Annotated in this window: 20 protein-coding genes; 14 read left to right on the forward strand and 6 right to left on the reverse strand. The window is 59.3% G+C overall.

Annotation, left to right across the window (positions count from 1 at the left end):
- Positions 1 to 134 precede the first annotated feature (134 nt).
- Positions 135 to 374 (reverse strand): hypothetical protein, encoded by a 240-nt coding sequence (locus tag J0X15_RS17950; RefSeq protein ID WP_206943779.1) that lies wholly within the window; start codon positions 372 to 374, stop codon positions 135 to 137.
- Positions 375 to 519: 145 nt separating this feature from the next.
- Entirely contained in the window at positions 520 to 1,842 is a 1,323-nt protein-coding gene (locus J0X15_RS17955) for a D-alanyl-D-alanine carboxypeptidase family protein (RefSeq protein ID WP_209015445.1), read from the reverse strand.
- Positions 1,843 to 2,358: 516 nt separating this feature from the next.
- Between J0X15_RS17955 and J0X15_RS17960 the strand changes: the two genes are divergently transcribed.
- From J0X15_RS17960 to acs, 14 genes are all read left to right on the forward strand, one after another.
- The gene (locus J0X15_RS17960; protein WP_206943787.1) at positions 2,359 to 3,213 is read left to right on the forward strand and encodes an urease accessory protein UreD; all 855 of its coding nucleotides are present in this window, start codon (positions 2,359 to 2,361) and stop codon (positions 3,211 to 3,213) included.
- Positions 3,214 to 3,286: 73 nt separating this feature from the next.
- Positions 3,287 to 3,589, forward strand: a complete 303-nt coding sequence (locus tag J0X15_RS17965; RefSeq protein WP_206943789.1) for an urease subunit gamma — start codon at positions 3,287 to 3,289, stop codon at positions 3,587 to 3,589.
- Between the two features lie 27 nt (positions 3,590 to 3,616).
- The gene (locus J0X15_RS17970) at positions 3,617 to 3,814 is read left to right on the forward strand and encodes a hypothetical protein (RefSeq protein ID WP_206943791.1); all 198 of its coding nucleotides are present in this window, start codon (positions 3,617 to 3,619) and stop codon (positions 3,812 to 3,814) included.
- A gap of 14 nt (positions 3,815 to 3,828) precedes the next feature.
- Entirely contained in the window at positions 3,829 to 4,116 is a 288-nt protein-coding gene (locus tag J0X15_RS17975; RefSeq protein WP_206943793.1) for a GIY-YIG nuclease family protein, read from the forward strand.
- A gap of 132 nt (positions 4,117 to 4,248) precedes the next feature.
- On the forward strand, positions 4,249 to 4,554 hold the full coding sequence (locus J0X15_RS17980; RefSeq protein WP_206943803.1) for an urease subunit beta: 306 nt from the start codon (positions 4,249 to 4,251) through the stop codon (positions 4,552 to 4,554).
- A 25-nt stretch (positions 4,555 to 4,579) separates the two neighbouring features.
- Positions 4,580 to 5,023 carry a lysozyme inhibitor LprI family protein gene (locus J0X15_RS17985; protein ID WP_231710488.1) on the forward strand — a complete coding sequence of 148 codons (444 nt, stop codon included), beginning with the start codon at positions 4,580 to 4,582 and terminating at the stop codon, positions 5,021 to 5,023.
- 64 nt (positions 5,024 to 5,087) lie between these two features.
- Positions 5,088 to 6,833 carry an urease subunit alpha gene (gene ureC / locus J0X15_RS17990; protein ID WP_206943805.1) on the forward strand — a complete coding sequence of 582 codons (1,746 nt, stop codon included), beginning with the start codon at positions 5,088 to 5,090 and terminating at the stop codon, positions 6,831 to 6,833.
- A 92-nt stretch (positions 6,834 to 6,925) separates the two neighbouring features.
- The gene (locus J0X15_RS17995; RefSeq protein ID WP_206943807.1) at positions 6,926 to 7,531 is read left to right on the forward strand and encodes a glutathione S-transferase family protein; all 606 of its coding nucleotides are present in this window, start codon (positions 6,926 to 6,928) and stop codon (positions 7,529 to 7,531) included.
- Positions 7,528 to 8,037, forward strand: a complete 510-nt coding sequence (locus tag J0X15_RS18000) for an urease accessory protein UreE (protein ID WP_206943809.1) — start codon at positions 7,528 to 7,530, stop codon at positions 8,035 to 8,037. Before J0X15_RS17995 ends, J0X15_RS18000 begins: the two co-directional genes overlap by 4 nt.
- A gap of 83 nt (positions 8,038 to 8,120) precedes the next feature.
- Positions 8,121 to 8,840, forward strand: coding sequence for an urease accessory protein UreF (locus J0X15_RS18005; RefSeq protein WP_206943811.1), 720 nt, complete (start codon positions 8,121 to 8,123; stop codon positions 8,838 to 8,840).
- The gene (gene ureG, locus J0X15_RS18010; RefSeq protein WP_206943813.1) at positions 8,837 to 9,448 is read left to right on the forward strand and encodes an urease accessory protein UreG; all 612 of its coding nucleotides are present in this window, start codon (positions 8,837 to 8,839) and stop codon (positions 9,446 to 9,448) included. The genes J0X15_RS18005 and ureG overlap by 4 nt, the downstream gene beginning before the upstream one ends.
- Before the next feature lie 75 nt (positions 9,449 to 9,523).
- A complete protein-coding gene (locus J0X15_RS18015; RefSeq protein ID WP_206943815.1) occupies positions 9,524 to 9,922 on the forward strand; it encodes a DUF1761 domain-containing protein in 399 nt (132 codons plus the stop codon).
- 77 nt (positions 9,923 to 9,999) lie between these two features.
- Positions 10,000 to 10,368 (forward strand): SpoIIAA family protein, encoded by a 369-nt coding sequence (locus J0X15_RS18020; RefSeq protein WP_206943817.1) that lies wholly within the window; start codon positions 10,000 to 10,002, stop codon positions 10,366 to 10,368.
- A gap of 123 nt (positions 10,369 to 10,491) precedes the next feature.
- Complete coding sequence (gene acs / locus J0X15_RS18025) at positions 10,492 to 12,432, forward strand: acetate--CoA ligase (RefSeq protein WP_206943819.1); 1,941 nt, start codon at positions 10,492 to 10,494, stop codon at positions 12,430 to 12,432.
- Positions 12,433 to 12,504: 72 nt separating this feature from the next.
- On the opposite strand, the gene J0X15_RS18030 is transcribed toward acs, so the two are convergent.
- From J0X15_RS18030 to rplS, 4 genes are all read right to left on the reverse strand, one after another.
- Positions 12,505 to 13,878, reverse strand: a complete 1,374-nt coding sequence (locus J0X15_RS18030) for a TadE/TadG family type IV pilus assembly protein (RefSeq protein ID WP_206943821.1) — start codon at positions 13,876 to 13,878, stop codon at positions 12,505 to 12,507.
- A gap of 155 nt (positions 13,879 to 14,033) precedes the next feature.
- Positions 14,034 to 14,591, reverse strand: coding sequence for an HNH endonuclease (locus J0X15_RS18035; protein WP_331461953.1), 558 nt, complete (start codon positions 14,589 to 14,591; stop codon positions 14,034 to 14,036).
- 359 nt (positions 14,592 to 14,950) lie between these two features.
- Positions 14,951 to 16,369, reverse strand: coding sequence for a 3-isopropylmalate dehydratase large subunit (leuC, locus tag J0X15_RS18040; RefSeq protein ID WP_206943825.1), 1,419 nt, complete (start codon positions 16,367 to 16,369; stop codon positions 14,951 to 14,953).
- A 316-nt stretch (positions 16,370 to 16,685) separates the two neighbouring features.
- Positions 16,686 to 17,159, reverse strand: a complete 474-nt coding sequence (gene rplS / locus J0X15_RS18045) for a 50S ribosomal protein L19 (protein ID WP_209015446.1) — start codon at positions 17,157 to 17,159, stop codon at positions 16,686 to 16,688.
- Positions 17,160 to 17,325: the final 166 nt, after the last annotated feature.

The raw sequence follows: 17,325 nt of genomic DNA on the forward strand, positions 1-17,325 counted from the left end.
AACCTCGTGTCAGAGCGAGAGGTCGAAATAGGCAGGCCGCGATCGCGGGCCGCCCTATGCTGCCCGAGACCTAGGATAGGCTGGAGGAAAAATCCAGTGGGGAGATCGTCTGCACGAAGGCACGCGATCTGAAATCAGGCGGAAAAGTCGGCAATCTTGGACGTTTCGTCTTCGGCACCGGAAGCCTCGGCCAATTCTTCTGCTGCAGTCTTCGCTTCATCGTCCTTGACGACATTGCGAACCGAAACAGCCGCCTTGCGCAAGGTTTCGATGACCTCTTCGATGGAGCAGCCGTCTTCCAGCTGTTTGGCAGACAAATCAGCCAGATCGGCCAGCGCCAGGATTGTCGCAGAGCTGCGAGGTTCCACGATCATTTCTCAATTCTCCTTTAGCCCGTCACGAATAAATGACGTCGCCTTCAACAAAGGAAGTTCCTTTCAAACAAACTGGACCGCGTATGGTTATCTACTAGTTAATTTGGATAAGAAATTTTGCAAAAAGCAAAATTTTACTTCTTCGTCAGGACTTCGGGCTGGGAGCCGGCACGGGGATCCCTGGACGCAATTGGACAGGAGCAAGCGCTTCTGCCGGCGGAATGTCCCCAACCGGATCTGCGGTGACAATCCCCTGCTCCACGACCATCGCGGCACGAGAGGGGTGGGCCCGTGGCAGCGGAATGTCGATTGGCATCTGGCCCTCCGCCCATTGGCTGGCACGCGGTGGTTCCGCGCCAGAAGGCGCCCCGACCCCGATGCGCACCGGGGCATAGGCCACACGCTCGACACCCAGTGTCCGGTCCAGCACCAGTGACCAGTCGGTCTTGCCATTCGGCAGTTTGAACTCTGACAGGTCGGAAGCCTTGGGAGCGGCGGATTTCTGCGTCAGCACAGGCATAAGCACTGCGCCAGGCTTCGACTTGGCATAAGACAGCACCGACGGCTTTTCGCTGCTGCCCAGATCATATTGAGCAATAATGCCCTTCAGGCCGGGCTTTGGATTGCGCTTGCAATAGCCATCGGCCGGCGGCTGCCCGCCACCATCACGCAGGCTGGTGAGGCTCTTGTTGCCGCCACGCTTTTCGAACGCCTGATCCAGCGCATCCCGCGCAAAAGCGGTCCGCTCCAATCCGGACGCAGCGCCCAGCACCACCACAAGGATGGTGCGGCCACGCCGTGTTGCCGAAGCAGCAACATTGTAGCCCGCATTGCAAATATAGCCGGTCTTCATGCCATTCGCGCCGGGCACCCGCAGCAGGAACTCCTTGTTGGCAGAGCGCAGGGTCTTCTTGCCGAACTGCAACGCCGGGTGATTGTAATAGGTCCGGCTTTCCGGAAAGTCCCGTCGCAGCGCCAACGCCAGAATGGCCATGTCGCGCGCCGTGGTCACCTGCCTGTTGTCAGGCAATCCATGCGGATTGACGAAAACCGTGTCGGCCATGCCTAGTCGCTTGGCTTCGGCGTTCATCATCTCGATAAACGCTTCTTCCGATCCGGCAATCGCCTCGCCAAGCGCCACTGCAACGTCGTTGGCGGACTTGACCAGAATGATCTTCAAGGCCGTATCGATCGTGAACTTGGTGCCGACCTTGAACCCCATCTTGCTGGGCGGTTCAGCGCGGGAATTCGGCGATTGCATCACGATGGACGTCAGCTTGGCCCGACCCTGATGAACCGCCTTGAACGTCACATAGGCCGTCATCATCTTGGTCAGGCTGGCGGGATACCACAGCCGCGTGGCGTCCTTGGAATCCATCACCGCACCGCTGCCAGCATCAACCACCACATAGGCGCCGATGTCGGCCTTGGCAGCCGATGACAGGGTCACCAGCATCAGCAGCCCCATCAGCAGCCTTACCCCGGCAACCATTCTTTGCTGAAATCGACTTGATACAAATTCAATCACGGCATTCCTCGCTCGCGTCGTTTCGGCCCGGAAGAGGCCAAACAGGTCAGAAAACAGACCAGACCCGTGCTGCTTGCCCGCTACCCTTAGCCGAAAACCCGCCAGAGATGCAAAGGCTCCCTCTGCCCTTAGGGAAATCAGCATAAACACGAATATCGTTACAGCACAAAAATTAAGCATCTGCTGAATTTTCGGGCTAGGCCATCCAGATCGCCGCAACGCCGGCCTTGTACAGCACCAGCCGATCCACTTGGCCCCGGCCTTGCTTGGACTACAGGTCGGATCCGGTGCGTCCTGCGGGCCTGAAAATGCCGCGGGAGACGCCGTAGACGCAGAACATGGCACGGAACACAAAACGCAAAGCGGAGAACGACTTGCCAGCAACGCCCCGGCGGTCACACACTCCCCGCCTTGAAAGCTTGAACACCTGACCACGGACTTTCACCCGGACACCTGATGCTGCAAATCGTGAACACCCCGACCTCACCGATCAACCTGCCCGACATGCAGCGGGCGAGGGGTATTGCGCATGTCTCGTTCAAGCTGTCCGGAGGCCGCAGTCGGCTCGACGACCTCTATCAGGCCGGATCGAGCAAGGTGCGCTTGCCGCGCGTTTACGATCCACGCCCCATCGCAGTCCTGATCAACACGGCCGGTGGCATCACCGGCGGCGACAGCGTCACCTATGAAGGCCGCACCGGCGCCGGGTCCGAAGCCACAATCACCACTCAGGCCGCCGAGCGTGCCTACCGCCGCAGTCAGGGCACCGGCCTGATCGACACATCTCTCATCGCAGAGACTGGCAGCACGCTGGAATGGCTGCCTCAGGAAACCATCATTTTCGACCACTCGGCCCTGGCCCGCCGCCTGCGCGTGGATCTGCTCGGCGACGCCCGGTTTCTTGGACTTGAAACCACCGTCCTGGGGCGTACGGCCATGGGCGAAACCGTCGAGCAAGCAACATTCCGCGACAGCTGGCGCATTCACCGCGACGGCCGGTTGATTTTCGCCGACGACATCCGATTGTCGGGCAACACCCGCGAGATCCTGTCGGGGGCAGCCACGGGACAAGGCGCCATTGCCTTTGCCACGCTGGTGGACTGTTGCCCCAATGCCGAAGATCATCTGCCCAGAGCCCGTCAGCTCCTCGACGCCTCCCTGCAGCCGGGCGTCAAGGCTGGTGCGAGCGCCTGGAACGGTGTGCTGAGCGCACGCTTCGTCGCGCCCAGCGGCCGTGCCTTGCGTGAAACGTTGATGAGCTTTCTGGAAAGCTATCGCGACCGGGATCTGCCCAGAGTGTGGCGATGCTAGGCCGCTAAAGAATTGCATTGAGACAAAAGATCCGAGACCACGGATCCTGTTAAAGAAACAAGGGGAGGCTGTCTTGAACCTGACGCCGCGCGAAAAAGACAAACTGCTGATTGCCACCGCTGCCATGGTGGCCCGCCGACGCCTGGAGCGCGGTGTGAAATTGAATTACCCCGAAGCCATTGCGCTGATTTCCGATTTTGTCGTCGAAGGTGCCCGCGACGGCCGCAGTGTCGCTGATCTGATGCAGGCGGGTGCCCAGGTCATCACCCGCGATCAGGTGATGGAGGGCATCCCCGAGATGATCCACGACGTCCAGGTTGAGGCGACCTTTCCGGACGGGACCAAGCTTGTCACCGTTCATGAACCGATCCGCTGAGTATTCACCTCTTTCAAGGAGATTTTGATGTCCAAGCATTTTGCCTGTTTCGCCGTTGCCACGCTCTGCGGTCTGAGCACTGCCATGGCCCATCCGGACGCAATTGCCCATGCCCACCCGCATGAAGCCGTCAGCCTGACGTCGCCGGCAACCCTGGTCGTCGCTCTCATCGGCCTCGCCATCGGCGGCGCCTTCGCCTACGTCCGCCTCTCCAAGGGGAAGTAAGATCGGTCAGTCAGATGACCTACTTCGTTTACATCCTGGCTTCTGGCCGAAACGGAACGCTCTACACCGGCGTGACCAATGATTTGGCCAGGCGTGTTTACGAACATAAAACCCAAGTGATGCAAGGCTTTACCTCAAAATATGCCTGCAAGAGCCTGGTTTGGTACGAAGCTCATGAAACGATCGTCAGCGCGATCCAGAGAGAAAAGTCGGTCAAGCGCTACTATCGAAAATGGAAACTCAATCTGATCGAAGAGCTCAATCCCGAATGGAACGATCTCTACGACCAACTTAATCAATGACTGGATTCTCGGGACGAGCCCGAGAATGACGGATGAGAAAAAGGCCCAGCCCCCTCCGCAGTCATCCTCGGGCTTGTCCCGAGGATCCAGAAAACAGTTTTCGCGCAAAAACTGAAAAGAGGAGCAAAGAACATGATTCCGGGAGAACTCTTTCCGGCTGAAGGTGAGATCGAGCTGAATTCCGGTCTGGAAACCTTGACGCTGGATGTCACCAACACCGGCGACAGGCCGATCCAGGTGGGCAGCCATTATCACTTTGCTGAAACCAACGCCGGGCTCGACTTCGACCGCAAGGCGGCCACCGGCATGCGTCTGGACATTCCATCCGGCACCGCCGTGCGGTTTGAGCCCGGACAAAGCCGCTCTGTCACCCTTGTCGGCTACCGTGGTGATCGCAAGGTCTATGGCTTCAACCAGAAGGTCATGGGCGACCTCTGACAAAGAGCTCGTCCGGGAGAGCATAATGCGTCTGAACCCGACTGGATTGCTGATGATCGCGCTTGTCGCCTGCGGGAGTTTCGGTCCCGGTCATGCCATGGCCCAAAGCCAGAGCGAACCGGAAAAGATCGACTGCGGCTATCCGCTGACGCAGATGGAAATGACCTATTGCGCCGGAGAAGCCTTCAAGCAGGCCGATGCGGAGCTGAACCAGGTCTACAGCGAGGCCATGCGCGCCATGCAGTCCCTGGATGAAGGTTTGACGGGCAGCGGCCTGGAAGGTGCAGCAGACGCCCTGAGGGAGGCCCAGCGCGCCTGGGTCCCGTTTCGCGACAAGGCCTGCATCTCGCAGGGTTTCATGGCCCGCGGCGGTAGCATGGAGCCGATGCTCGTCGTCGGCTGCAAGGCAACGCTGACGCAACAGCGGATCGAGGATCTGAAAAATCTCGCCGAAGGTCTCGGCAACTGAACACGCACCGCGCGATGGATCCTCAACGGTAACGGATCTCGCTGCGAACTGGAGGACTGACAAGATGGCCTACAAGATGCCCCGCGCCGCCTATGCGGATATGTTCGGACCGACGACCGGCGACAAGCTGCGTCTGGCGGATACGGATCTCATCATCGAGGTAGAACGCGACCTGACGGCGGAAAGCATCGTCGGCGGCTCCAACACCCTGCTGTATGGCGAAGAGGTCAAATTCGGTGGCGGAAAGGTGATCCGCGACGGCATGGGCCAGAGCCAGCACCCTCGCTCTGCCGGCGCCGTCGATACGGTCATCACCAACGTACTGATCGTCGACCACTGGGGCATCGTCAAGGCGGATGTCGGCCTGAAGGACGGGCGCATCCACGCCATTGGCAAGGCCGGAAACCCGGATGTTCAGCCGGGCGTCAACATCATCATCGGCCCGGGCACGGAAGCCATCGCCGGCGAAGGCCGGATCCTCACCGCCGGCGCGCTGGACGTCCACATTCACTTCATCTGTCCGCAACAGATTGATGACGCGCTGATGTCCGGCGTCACCACCATGCTCGGCGGCGGCACCGGCCCGGCCACCGGCACCAACGCCACCACCTGCACGCCGGGCCCCTGGCACATCACCCGGATGCTGCAGGCCGCCGACAGTTTTCCGATGAATCTGGCGTTTGCCGGCAAGGGCAATGCCTCGCTGCCCGCCGGTCTGGAAGAACAGATCCTGGCAGGCGCCTGCGCCCTCAAGCTGCATGAAGACTGGGGCACCACACCGGCGGCCATCGACACCTGTCTTTCCGTGGCTGACGAATACGATGTTCAGGTGATGATCCACACCGACACGCTGAACGAAAGCGGCTTCGTCGAAAACACCACCGCCGCCTTCAAGAACCGCACGATCCACGCCTTCCACACCGAAGGCGCCGGTGGCGGCCATGCCCCGGATATCATCAAGGTCTGCGGCGAGATGAATGTCATCCCGTCCTCGACCAACCCGACGCGGCCCTACACGGTGAACACCCTGGAAGAGCATCTCGACATGCTCATGGTCTGTCACCATCTGGATGCCTCTATCCCCGAGGATGTCGCTTTCGCCGAAAGCCGTATCCGCAAAGAAACCATCGCGGCGGAAGACATTCTGCACGACATGGGCGCCTTCTCGATCATCGCCTCCGATAGCCAGGCCATGGGGCGCGTCGGCGAAGTGATCATCCGCACCCTGCAGACCGCCCACAAGATGAAAGTGCAGCGCGGACGCCTCGACGGCGAAGCCGGCGAGAACGACAACCTGCGCGTGAAGCGCTACATGTCGAAGATCACCATCAACCCGGCGATTGCCCATGGTCTGGATGAGCACATCGGCTCCGTCGAAGTCGGCAAGCTGGCGGATCTGGTGCTGTGGTCTCCGGCCTTCTTCGGCGTCAAGCCGGACATGGTGCTGAAGCTCGGAACCATTGCAGCCGCCCCGATGGGCGACCCGAATGCCTCGATCCCGACGCCGCAGCCGGTGCATTATCGCCCGATGTTCGGATCCTTCGGCAAGGCGATGACCCAGAGCCGCGTTACCTTCGTTTCCCAGGCCGCCTACGACATCGGCGTCAAGGACAATGCCGGGCTCGACAGTCTGGTCCTGCCGGTGAAAAACACCCGTGGTGGCATCTCCAAGAAATCGATGATTCTCAACGATGCGACGCCGGAAATCGACGTTCATCCAGAGACTTACGAAGTTCGTGCCAACGGCGAACTGCTCACATGTGAGCCAGCTAAGGTTTTGCCGATGGCCCAGCGCTATTTCCTCTTCTGAGGCAGCAATCTACCATCGCGACATCCAACAGCCTTCCGGCCTTGCCGGGAGACCAACAAAGGGCCACGCAAGATGGTCCGGAGAGGGAGAGAATGTACAAGATCGTCGGAAGTCCGCGCACACGGGTGATGCGCATCATCTGGTTGCTGGAAGAACTCGGACTGCCCTATGAGCTGGAACCTGCCGCACCGCGATCGGAACGCATTCTGTCGCTCAACCCCAACGGCAAGGTGCCGGTGCTGCTCGACGGCGATGCAGTGCTGACCGATTCCGTCGCCATCTGCACCTATCTGGCCGACAAGCACGGCCAGTTCACCTTTCCGGCCGGCACGATCGAGCGCGCCAAGCAGGACAGTTTTACTCAGTTCGGCGTCGATGAACTGGAAGGCGCGCTCTGGACCTCGGCCAAGAACACCTTTGCCAATCCGGAAGGCCACCGGGTCAAGGAGGTCAAAACCGTTTGCGCCTGGGAATTTGCGCAAGGGTTGAAGGTGCTGGAAACCCGCCTTGGCGATGGCCCCTATGTAATGGGCGAGGCGTTCACCATCGCCGACATCATCATCGGGCATTGCTCGGGCTGGGCCGTGGTGACGAAGTTCGACCTGCCGTCCGAAGGCCCCCTCTACGAATATTTCAAGCGCCTGCGAGAGCGTCCGGCTTTTCAGGCGATGATGGAAAAGGTGAAGACAGCCGCATGATCCGCGTTGCGCAAATCCTCAAGACCGGCAGCTGGACAGACACACCCGCCGACACCATCACCCTGGACCGGGAAGACCGGCACCGCCGCCGCGCGGTGATGACAGGGGAAGCTGGCCTGTCGTTTCTGCTGGATGAGCCAGTCGCCGTGCATCTGCGCCACGGCGATGGGCTGCAGCTGGAAGACGGACGGGTGATCGAAGTGCGCGGCGCGGCGGAAGAGCTGGTTGAAATCAGCGCCGACAACCACGCCCATCTGGTCAAGATCGCCTGGCATCTCGGCAACCGGCATCTGCCGACCCAGCTGATGGGCGAAAGCCTGCGCATCCGCCGCGACCATGTGATCGAGGACATGGTGAAACTGCTGGGCGGCACGATGACCGAACTGCAGGCGCCTTTCGATCCGGAGGGCGGCGCCTATGGTCACGGTCAGACCCAGGGGCATGATCATGGCCATTCGCACGCACACGGGCATGATCATTCACACGGGCATTCCCATGATCATTGAGCTGGACAGGCCGATGTTTGAGGTCTTTCCCCCCTCGCTAGCCTTCCCCCCTCCGAGACGACGCCAACGCCTGGAGATCCGCCATGTCTGACAGGATCGACATGGCCACCCTTTACCGGCTGCTGGCCTTTCTCTCGCCGGCGTTTCCCATTGGCGCCTTCACCTACAGCCACGGGCTGGAACAGGTCATTGATGATGGCGGCGTGGAAAATGCGGCGGAGATGCAAGCCTGGCTGAGCGATGTTCTGCAGGTCGGGGCGGCCCGCAGCGACGGTATTCTGCTGGTGCACACACTTCGGGCGGCGCGCGACGGTGACAAGTCAGCGGCCCGGGAGCAGATTGAACTCGGACTGGCGCTGCAGCCCTCGAAAGAGCGCTATCTGGAAACCAGCGCGCAGGGGACTGCCTTCATACAAGCGATCAAGGCAGCCTGGGCCTCGGACAATTCAACACCGGCCGCCCGGATCTTCGCGGAGCTGACTGCTGGCGCAGAAGAACTGGAAACCTGGCCTTATCCAGCTGCCGTCGGGCTGGTCGCCGCCACGTGGGAAGTGCCGGAAGAAGCCATTCTGACCGGCTTTCTCCATGCCTTTGCCGCCAACATGGTCTCTGCCGCCGTCCGCGCCGTCCCGCTTGGCCAAAGCGATGGCCAGCGCATTCTGGCCAGCGTCCAGCCGCTTATCGCCGCAACCGTTCAAGACGTGCTTGCCTCGGATCTCGACGATCTCGGCACGGCAACCCTTCTGACAGACATCGCCTCCATGGCACACGAAACGAAATACTCAAGGTTGTTCCGCTCATGACATCTCCCAACGGTCCTCTTCGCGTCGGCATCGGTGGCCCTGTGGGCGCCGGCAAGACCACGCTGACGGAAAAACTCTGCAAGGCGATGCGTGATCGTTACTCGCTCGCCGTCATCACCAACGACATCTACACCGCTGAAGATGCCGAAGCGCTGATGCGCGCCCAGGCGCTGACCAGCGACCGCATTCGTGGCGTTGAAACCGGCGGATGCCCGCACACGGCCATTCGCGAGGATGCTTCGATCAACCTTGCCGCCGTCGCCGACCTCAACAAATGCTTTCCCGATCTGGAGCTGATCCTGATTGAAAGCGGCGGCGACAACCTGGCGGCGACATTCTCGCCCGAGCTGGCGGATCTGACCGTCTATGTCATCGACGTCGCCGCTGGCGAGGAAATCCCGCGAAAAGGCGGCCCCGGCATCACCCGGTCCGACATCCTGATCATCAACAAGACCGACCTGGCGCCCTATGTCGGAGCGGATCTTTCCGTCATGGAGCGCGACGCTACCCGGATGCGCAAGGGAAAGCCGTTTGTTTTCGCCAACATGCGCAAGGGCGAGGGCGTCGACACCGTTATCGATTTCATCGTCGAGAAGGGCGGGCTCTAAGGCAAGCCAAGGCGCTTTACGCTCCTCCGCCGGTCCTTTAACGTCCGTTCCTAAATTGGTGGGAGGCGACACATCATGATGTTTGACGGGATCAATCTGATCGCGGTTCTGGCAGCGGCCGTTGCCTCGTTTATTTTCGGATCCGTCTGGTACGGGGCCCTCGGCAAGCACTGGCAGAAGGCTGCTGGACTGTCGGAAACGCAGGCACGTCCGAAGCCTGCGGTCATGGCCATCACATTTGTCTGCCAGCTGCTGATGGCCTTCGTCTTTGCCGGGGTGATCCTGCATGTCGGTGGACCGAGCTTGAAAAGCGGGTTGATTTCCGCAGCCCTGATCTGGACCGGCTTCGTCCTCACCACCCAGATCGTCAATCATCGCTTTTCGGGCAAACCCTGGAGCCTCACGGCAATCGACTGCGGCCATTGGCTCGGCGTCTTGCTGGTCCAGGGTGTGGTCATCGGCAAGATCGGCTAGACCGCTGCAGCCTCTGTTTGTTGCGCTTCCCTAGGGAAACTCCCACATCAGGGGGGTCGAAACCAACGGAGGCTCACATGTTCACCATTGAAAAGCCGGCTCCAAACAGACTTGACCTGTCCCTCAGCGGCAAGCTGGAAGCTGCCGAGATGGATAAGGCGCTAGACGAGATAGAAGCGCTGTCCGCGGACATCGAAGACGGTGTGATGTTCTATGACGTGATTGATTTTCACATGCCGGCGCTTGCTGCCCTGAAAGTCGAATTTTCTCGAATGCCGAAGCTGTTCCGGATGGTTGGCAAGTTCCGCCGCTGCGCCGTCCTGTCCGACGAGGCCTGGCTCCGGTCCCTGTCGGAACTGGAATCGAAGTTTATTCCCGGCCTTGAGATAAAAGCGTTTCAACGCAACCAGCGATCTGAGGCCGAGGCTTGGCTGACCGCAGAATAAGGCCTACGAAAGTTCGAGCGCTGCCGTATGGACTGCAAACATTTGGTTCAGCATAATAATCGCAGAGGAGGAGGCACCGCCAGCACATGACGGTGTCCATAAAATTCGTTGGGAGGTCATTTAATGTCCGAAGCTGTTTTTCCCGTGCCTGCGGAGGTCGCGGCGCGTGCGCTCGTGGACGATGCAAAGTATCAGGAGATGTACGCCAAGTCCGTCAACGACCCGGAAGGCTTCTGGGGCGAACACGGAAAGCGCATCGACTGGATCAAGCCTTTCACCAAGGTGAAGAACACGTCGTATGACTATGACAACGTCTCGATCAAGTGGTTCGAAGACGGCACGTTGAATGTTTCCGCCAATTGTGTCGATCGGCATCTCGCCGAGCGCGGCGACCAGATCGCCATCATCTGGGAAGGTGATGATCCCTCCGAGCACAAGAACATCACCTACAAGGAACTGCATGGAGAAGTCTGCCGGTTCGCCAACGTCCTGAAGGAGCAGGGCGTCAAGAAAGGCGACCGCGTCACCATCTACATGCCGATGATCCCGGAAGCAGCCTACGCCATGCTGGCCTGCGCCCGCGTCGGCGCGGTGCACTCCATTGTATTCGGCGGCTTTTCGCCCGACAGCCTGGCGCAGCGTATCGAAGGCTGTTCCAGCCGCTGCGTAATCACCGCCGACGAAGGTCTGCGCGGTGGCCGCAAGGTTCCGCTGAAAGCTAATGTCGACAAGGCTTGCGAAAAAGCGCCGGTCGACAGCGTCATCATGGTCAAGCGCACCGGCGGCGATGTTGATTTCGTCGAAGGCCGCGACGTCTGGTATCATGAGGCAGCTGCCAAGGTCGCCGACACCTGCGAGCCGGAGGAAATGAACGCGGAAGATCCGCTGTTCATTCTCTACACCTCCGGCTCCACCGGACAGCCCAAGGGGGTTCTGCACACGTCCGGCGGCTATCTGACCTATGCCTCGATGACCCATCAGTACGTCTTCGACTACCACGACGGCGACGTCTACTGGTGCACGGCAGATGTGGGCTGGGTCACCGGCCACAGCTACATCGTCTATGGCCCGCTGGCCAATGGCGCCACGACGCTGATGTTTGAAGGCGTTCCGACCTACCCGAGCCCGAGCCGGTTCTGGGAAGTCTGCGACAAGCACAAGGTCAACATCTTCTACACCGCGCCGACAGCCATCCGCGCCCTGATGGGCGGCGGTGATGAGCATGTCACCAAGACCGACCGCTCGTCCCTGCGTCTGCTGGGCTCCGTTGGCGAGCCGATCAATCCGGAAGCCTGGAATTGGTACTACAACGTCGTCGGCGAGAAGCGCTGTCCCATCGTCGACACCTGGTGGCAGACGGAAACCGGCGGCATTCTGATTTCGCCGCTGCCTGGTGCAACTGATCTCAAGCCTGGCTCCGCCACCCGGCCGTTCTTCGGTGTGCAGCCGGCGATTGTCGATGCGGAAGGCAAGGTTCTGGAGGGGGCGACCGAGGGCAATCTGGTCATCACCGACAGCTGGCCGGGTCAGATGCGCACGGTCTACGGCGATCACGACCGCTTCGTGCAGACCTATTTTGCCACCTACAAGGGCTACTACTTTACCGGTGACGGCTGCCGCCGCGATGCAGATGGCTACTATTGGATCACAGGGCGGGTCGATGACGTGATCAACGTCTCCGGGCACCGCATGGGCACCGCTGAGGTCGAAAGCGCTCTGGTGGCCCATCCGAAGGTCTCTGAAGCGGCTGTCGTCGGCTATCCGCACGACATCAAGGGCCAGGGCATCTACGCCTATGTCACCCTGATGGAGGGCGAGGAGCCGACAGAAGAGCTGAAGAAGGAACTGGTGAAGCACGTCCGGGCCGAAATCGGACCGATTGCATCGCCCGACCTGATCCAGTTCGCACCGGGCCTGCCGAAGACCCGCTCCGGCAAGATCATGCGCCGCATCCTGCGCAAGATCGCCGAAGACAGTTTTGACAGCCTGGGCGACACCTCGACCCTTGCCGATCCGGCCGTTGTCGACGACCTGATCGACAACCGGCAGAACAAGGCGGGCTAAGGTTCTCCAGCGTCAGAAACACAAAAAGGCGACCCGATGGTCGCCTTTTTTAATGCACAGCTTCATGGCCGGTTATTTGGCCAGATAGATCGCCTGGATCTTCTTGGCGATGTTGCCAAAGGCATTGATCAGCTGGGAGGAGGATGTTGCCTGATAGTAGGTGGTCGACTCGTTGGTCGCACAGGCCTTCATGTTGCGGGCGCCCGGCGAATTGTTATCGCTGCCAAAATAGATTCCATAGATGGTAATTCCGGCATCCTTCATGCCTTCGCATATCCCGCGCGCCCGAACGGAAGCCTCATTGTTGAAATCATTTTCGTTCGCTGAGATCTCGCACCAGCCCGAGCACACATTCGTCCGGCAATCATCGTACCAGCCCTTGCTCCAGGACCACCGCCGGCTGCAGGACTCTGTCGTATAGTCGTAGTCGTAGAAGCGGTTGTTATCCCCATCCGTCATGATGATGGCGAACTTCAAGACGTCTTCATTTGTATAGGACTCGCCGACACTTTCTGCAGGCCAGAGATTGGAGAAATTCGGCGACAGCGAGTACCAGCCCCAGGCAGTGCCTGTCTGACCGGCCGTGTAGCCAATTGATCTCAGATCCTCGATGGCCGGGATCAGAATGTCGCGGTCAGCCGTCAGCGGCTCCATCACGGAACTCGAAGAACATCCTGTACTTGCACCGCTGAAATACGAGCCCGGACTGCCGGTATCCGCATCATAAGGCGCATCGGTATAGATCTCGTCGCCGACACGCTCCGACACGCAATTGCGCCAGCTCGATTGGCCATTTGTCACCGCGTCGGCGTATTCGCCCAGATTGACGCCCTGGCTGTAGGGCACCAGCGAGATCCGCACCTTGCTGTCATTCGGGCTGGTGCCTTCCGGAATCAAGGTGTTCACAACGCCAGCAGACGCTGTACGAAGCGTGCCCATATCTCCACCCATTGACCCGGTCACATCGACAACCAGCGCCAGTTCCACATCGAACCGCGAGTAGTTGACTTCCGTTTCCACCGCCATCGGAATGCTTTCAGGCCCGATACCGCCGATGTGAATGAAATACGAGGGCACGTCGATCTGGGAGCGTACCGTCACGACGCCGGCATCCGGATCCACGTTGAAGGTGAGATGCTCAAGCGCATCTTCCTTGTAGCTCAGGGAAGAGATATTGGCTTCGAAGGCTGCCTCCAGCGCCACCTTGATCTGCGCGTCGCTCATGAAGCTCGACGACAGCTGGCTGGCGATGTTCAAGGCCGCGACATCAAGGGCGTTCGAAAGGATCTCTCGCTCGCTGATCGCGCGACCATAATCGATCCCCGACCCGACCATGACCACAAGCGGGATCATCGCCAGCGCCAGAATGGGCATGATGGCGGCCTTGGTGTCCTTGGCCAAGGTAGACAGGCATTTTGCAAAACGGCGGAATGTGGCCGAGATCATCGTCGGAGCTCCAGAATGCATCTGGTGCTACATAACCCGCGTTTAGTTGACCAAGCGGTAAACTAGGGCAATTCTGACGATGTGTTTTCAAAGGTGATGAATCAATTGCTAATACCGGTGCGCAACCCAACGGCATCAACCAACATCACACCAGATCACGGTTCCAGTTCCGTATCCCAGTAGAGAAAATCCAGCCAGCTGTCGTGCAGATAGTTCGGCGGGAAACCCCGGCCATTGTTGTGCAGATCCTGGATCGTCGGCTGATACGGCATGTGGAATGGCCACATCTTCAGCTGCGCGCAGGACTTGTTGGCTTTTTTCAGATTACAGGGGGAGCAGGCGGTGATCACGTTTTCCCAGGTGGTAAGGCCGCCTTTGGAGCGCGGGATCAGATGATCGAAGGTCAGTTCATCGCGAGAACCGCAATATTGGCATTGGAAACGATCGCGAAGGAAGACGTTGAAGCGGGTAAAGGCAGGGTAGCGGCTGGGTTTTACAAAGGTTTTCAGACACACGACACTTGGCAGGCGAAATTCGAAGCTCGGACTTCGCGCATACGCATCATATTCGGCAACAATGTTCACCCGGTCGAGGAACACCGCCTTGATCGTGTCCTGCCAGGACCAGAGAGACAGCGGATAATAGCTCAAGGGCCTGTAATCCGCATTCAGCACCAGCGCCGGATGGGCGCCCGCCGAGACCGCAATCGTCACCTTTCGCTCCTCATGCCTGTTCGCTCTACGCACCCGGCCGCAAACCAAACCACCGGGAAGAACGTGCCGCTGCTTCAGCATTCAAACAGCAGGATCAGTCTTCATGAGACGAGAGTATTGTAGAGTGGAGGTGACACTCTTGTGAAGCCTGTTAAATTGCCTTGTCAGCAAATGGAAAACTCAAAATTTTCTTGCCGTTAACAAAGGTTAACAAGTTGATTTTCAAACCATTTCGTCTGCCGTATGCGCTGCCTGCCTGTGCATATCCGGAAAAATAAAAACGGGCGCCCGAAAGGCGCCCGCTCTGAAGCTTCAAAAACTGCCGAATCAGGCGAAATATCGCCCTCAACCAAGACCCGTCAGGCGTCGGTTTTCTGCCATTCACGGATGTCGACAAAATGGCCTGCAATCGCGGCCGCAGCCGCCATGGTCGGCGAAACAAGATGTGTCCGGCCCTTGAAACCCTGACGACCTTCGAAGTTGCGGTTCGACGTCGACGCACAGCGCTCACCCGGCTTCAACTTGTCCGGGTTCATCGCCAGGCACATGGAACAGCCCGGCTCGCGCCACTCGAAACCGGCATCCTTGAAGATCTTGTCCAGACCCTCGGCTTCCGCCTGCTCCTTCACCAGACCGGAGCCCGGCACAACCATGGCACTGACCCGCTCAGCCACCTTGCCGTTGCCGATGACGGCAGCAGCCGCGCGCAGATCCTCGATGCGTCCATTGGTGCACGACCCGATGAAAACCCGATCGATTTCAATGTCGGTGATCTTGGTGCCAGGGGTCAGACCCATGTATTCCAGCGCACGCCACTTCGACTTGCGCGTGTTTTCTTCCGCAATATCGTCCGGGTTCGGAACAACGCCCTGAACCGAAATCACATCTTCCGGGGAGGAGCCCCAGGAAACGATCGGCGGCAGATTGGCAGCGTCCAGCGTCACGACCTTGTCGAACTTGGCACCTTCGTCGGTGGTCAGGCTCTTCCAGTAGGCAACAGCCTTATCCCAGGACTCGCCCTTGGGCGCCTTGGGGCGTCCGTTGATGTATTCGAAGGTCTTCTCGTCCGGTGCGATCAGACCGGCACGTGCACCTGCCTCGATGGACATGTTGCAGATCGTCATCCGACCTTCCATCGACAGCGCGCGAATGGCTTCGCCGGCATATTCGATGACATAACCGGTGCCGCCGGCAGTGCCGATTTCACCGATGATCGCGAGAATGATGTCCTTGGCGGAGACGCCGTCGGGCAGCTGGCCATCGACCTGGACCAGCATGTTCTTGCCCTTTTTCTGGATCAGCGTCTGGGTGGCCAGAACATGTTCCACTTCGGACGTGCCGATACCATGGGCCAGCGCGCCAAACGCACCGTGGGTAGAGGTATGGCTGTCGCCACAAACAATCGTCATGCCCGGCAGGGTGAAGCCCTGTTCCGGCCCGACGATGTGCACGACGCCCTGGCGCTTGTCATAGGCGTCGTAATATTCGATGCCGAAATCCTCGGTGTTCTTTGCCAGCGCCGCGATCTGGATCACACTGTCGGGATCCGGGTTCGGCAGGCTGCGGTCGGTGGTCGGAACATTGTGGTCGACCACGGCAAGCGTGCGGCTCGGCTGGCGGACCTTGCGGCCAGTCATGCGCAGACCTTCAAAGGCCTGCGGGCTCGTCACTTCATGCACCAGATGGCGATCGATATAGAGCAGGCCGGTGCCATCCTCCTGCATGTCGACCAGATGGTCGTCCCAGATCTTGTCGTAAAGCGTCCGTGCCTTGGTCATGTTTCTCTCCTGAAACCGGGCAGTCTCGTTTGATGCGCGCCGCCAGCAGGGAGGCAATTGCCTCTCCTGCTTTTCGAGCTGCCCAATAGCTCAGCTCGCAGAATGGCTCTGCCAGCTTTCCCTTTGCCAATTTAATGCCTCATCCAGCCAATCCGGGTCAAGGATCTCAAGTTGAGCATTTATCAACTGCGCTTGAGACAAGCCACACTCAGCCTTGTTTCCGCACCCGAACAGATGAGTAAATCAGAACTCAAACGAAAAAAGGCGAGCCCAACCGGACCCGCCTTTTTCAAATTCTCTGCGAAAGCGGCAAATCTTATTGCGCAGCGCTTTCAGCGGCAGCTGCCTTTGCAGCGTCCTTTTCAGCCTGCTTTGCAGCGCGTTCAGCAGCTGCAATGGCACGGGCTTCGTCGTTGAGGCGCTTCGCACGAGTGTTCGTGGCTTCAACGATACGAGCGGACTTACCGCGACGGTCGCGCAGGTAGTACAGCTTCGCACGACGAACCTTACCGCGACGGATCACTTCGACGCCTTCCAGCATCGGGGAGAAGATCGGGAATACACGTTCCACGCCTTCGCCGTAAGAGATCTTGCGAACGGTGAAGCTTTCGTTGATACCGCCGCCGGCACGGGCGATGCAGACGCCTTCGTAAGCCTGGGTACGGGTACGGGTGCCTTCAGTCACGCGTACGTTTACGCGGACAGTGTCACCAGGAGAAAACGGTGGCAGCTTGCGCTTTGCCTCGATTTTCTCCATTTCTTCCTTGTTCAGCTGCTCAATAATGTTCATGGCGATTTTCCCTTTTTCAATTAGCGAAGCGATCAGAGCGTCCCTCTATCCCGAAGACAGTTGAGGCTGTCATCGAAGACGCAGGACGGATGAACCCGCTTCGGGCCATGGCTACATACGAAAAGCTGCGGATTTCAGCGGAACAAGGCCGACCTCTTTCGGGTCG

It is taken from the genome of Roseibium limicola, from assembly GCF_017313085.1.
GTDB classification, from domain to species: Bacteria; Pseudomonadota; Alphaproteobacteria; order Rhizobiales; family Stappiaceae; genus Roseibium; species Roseibium limicola.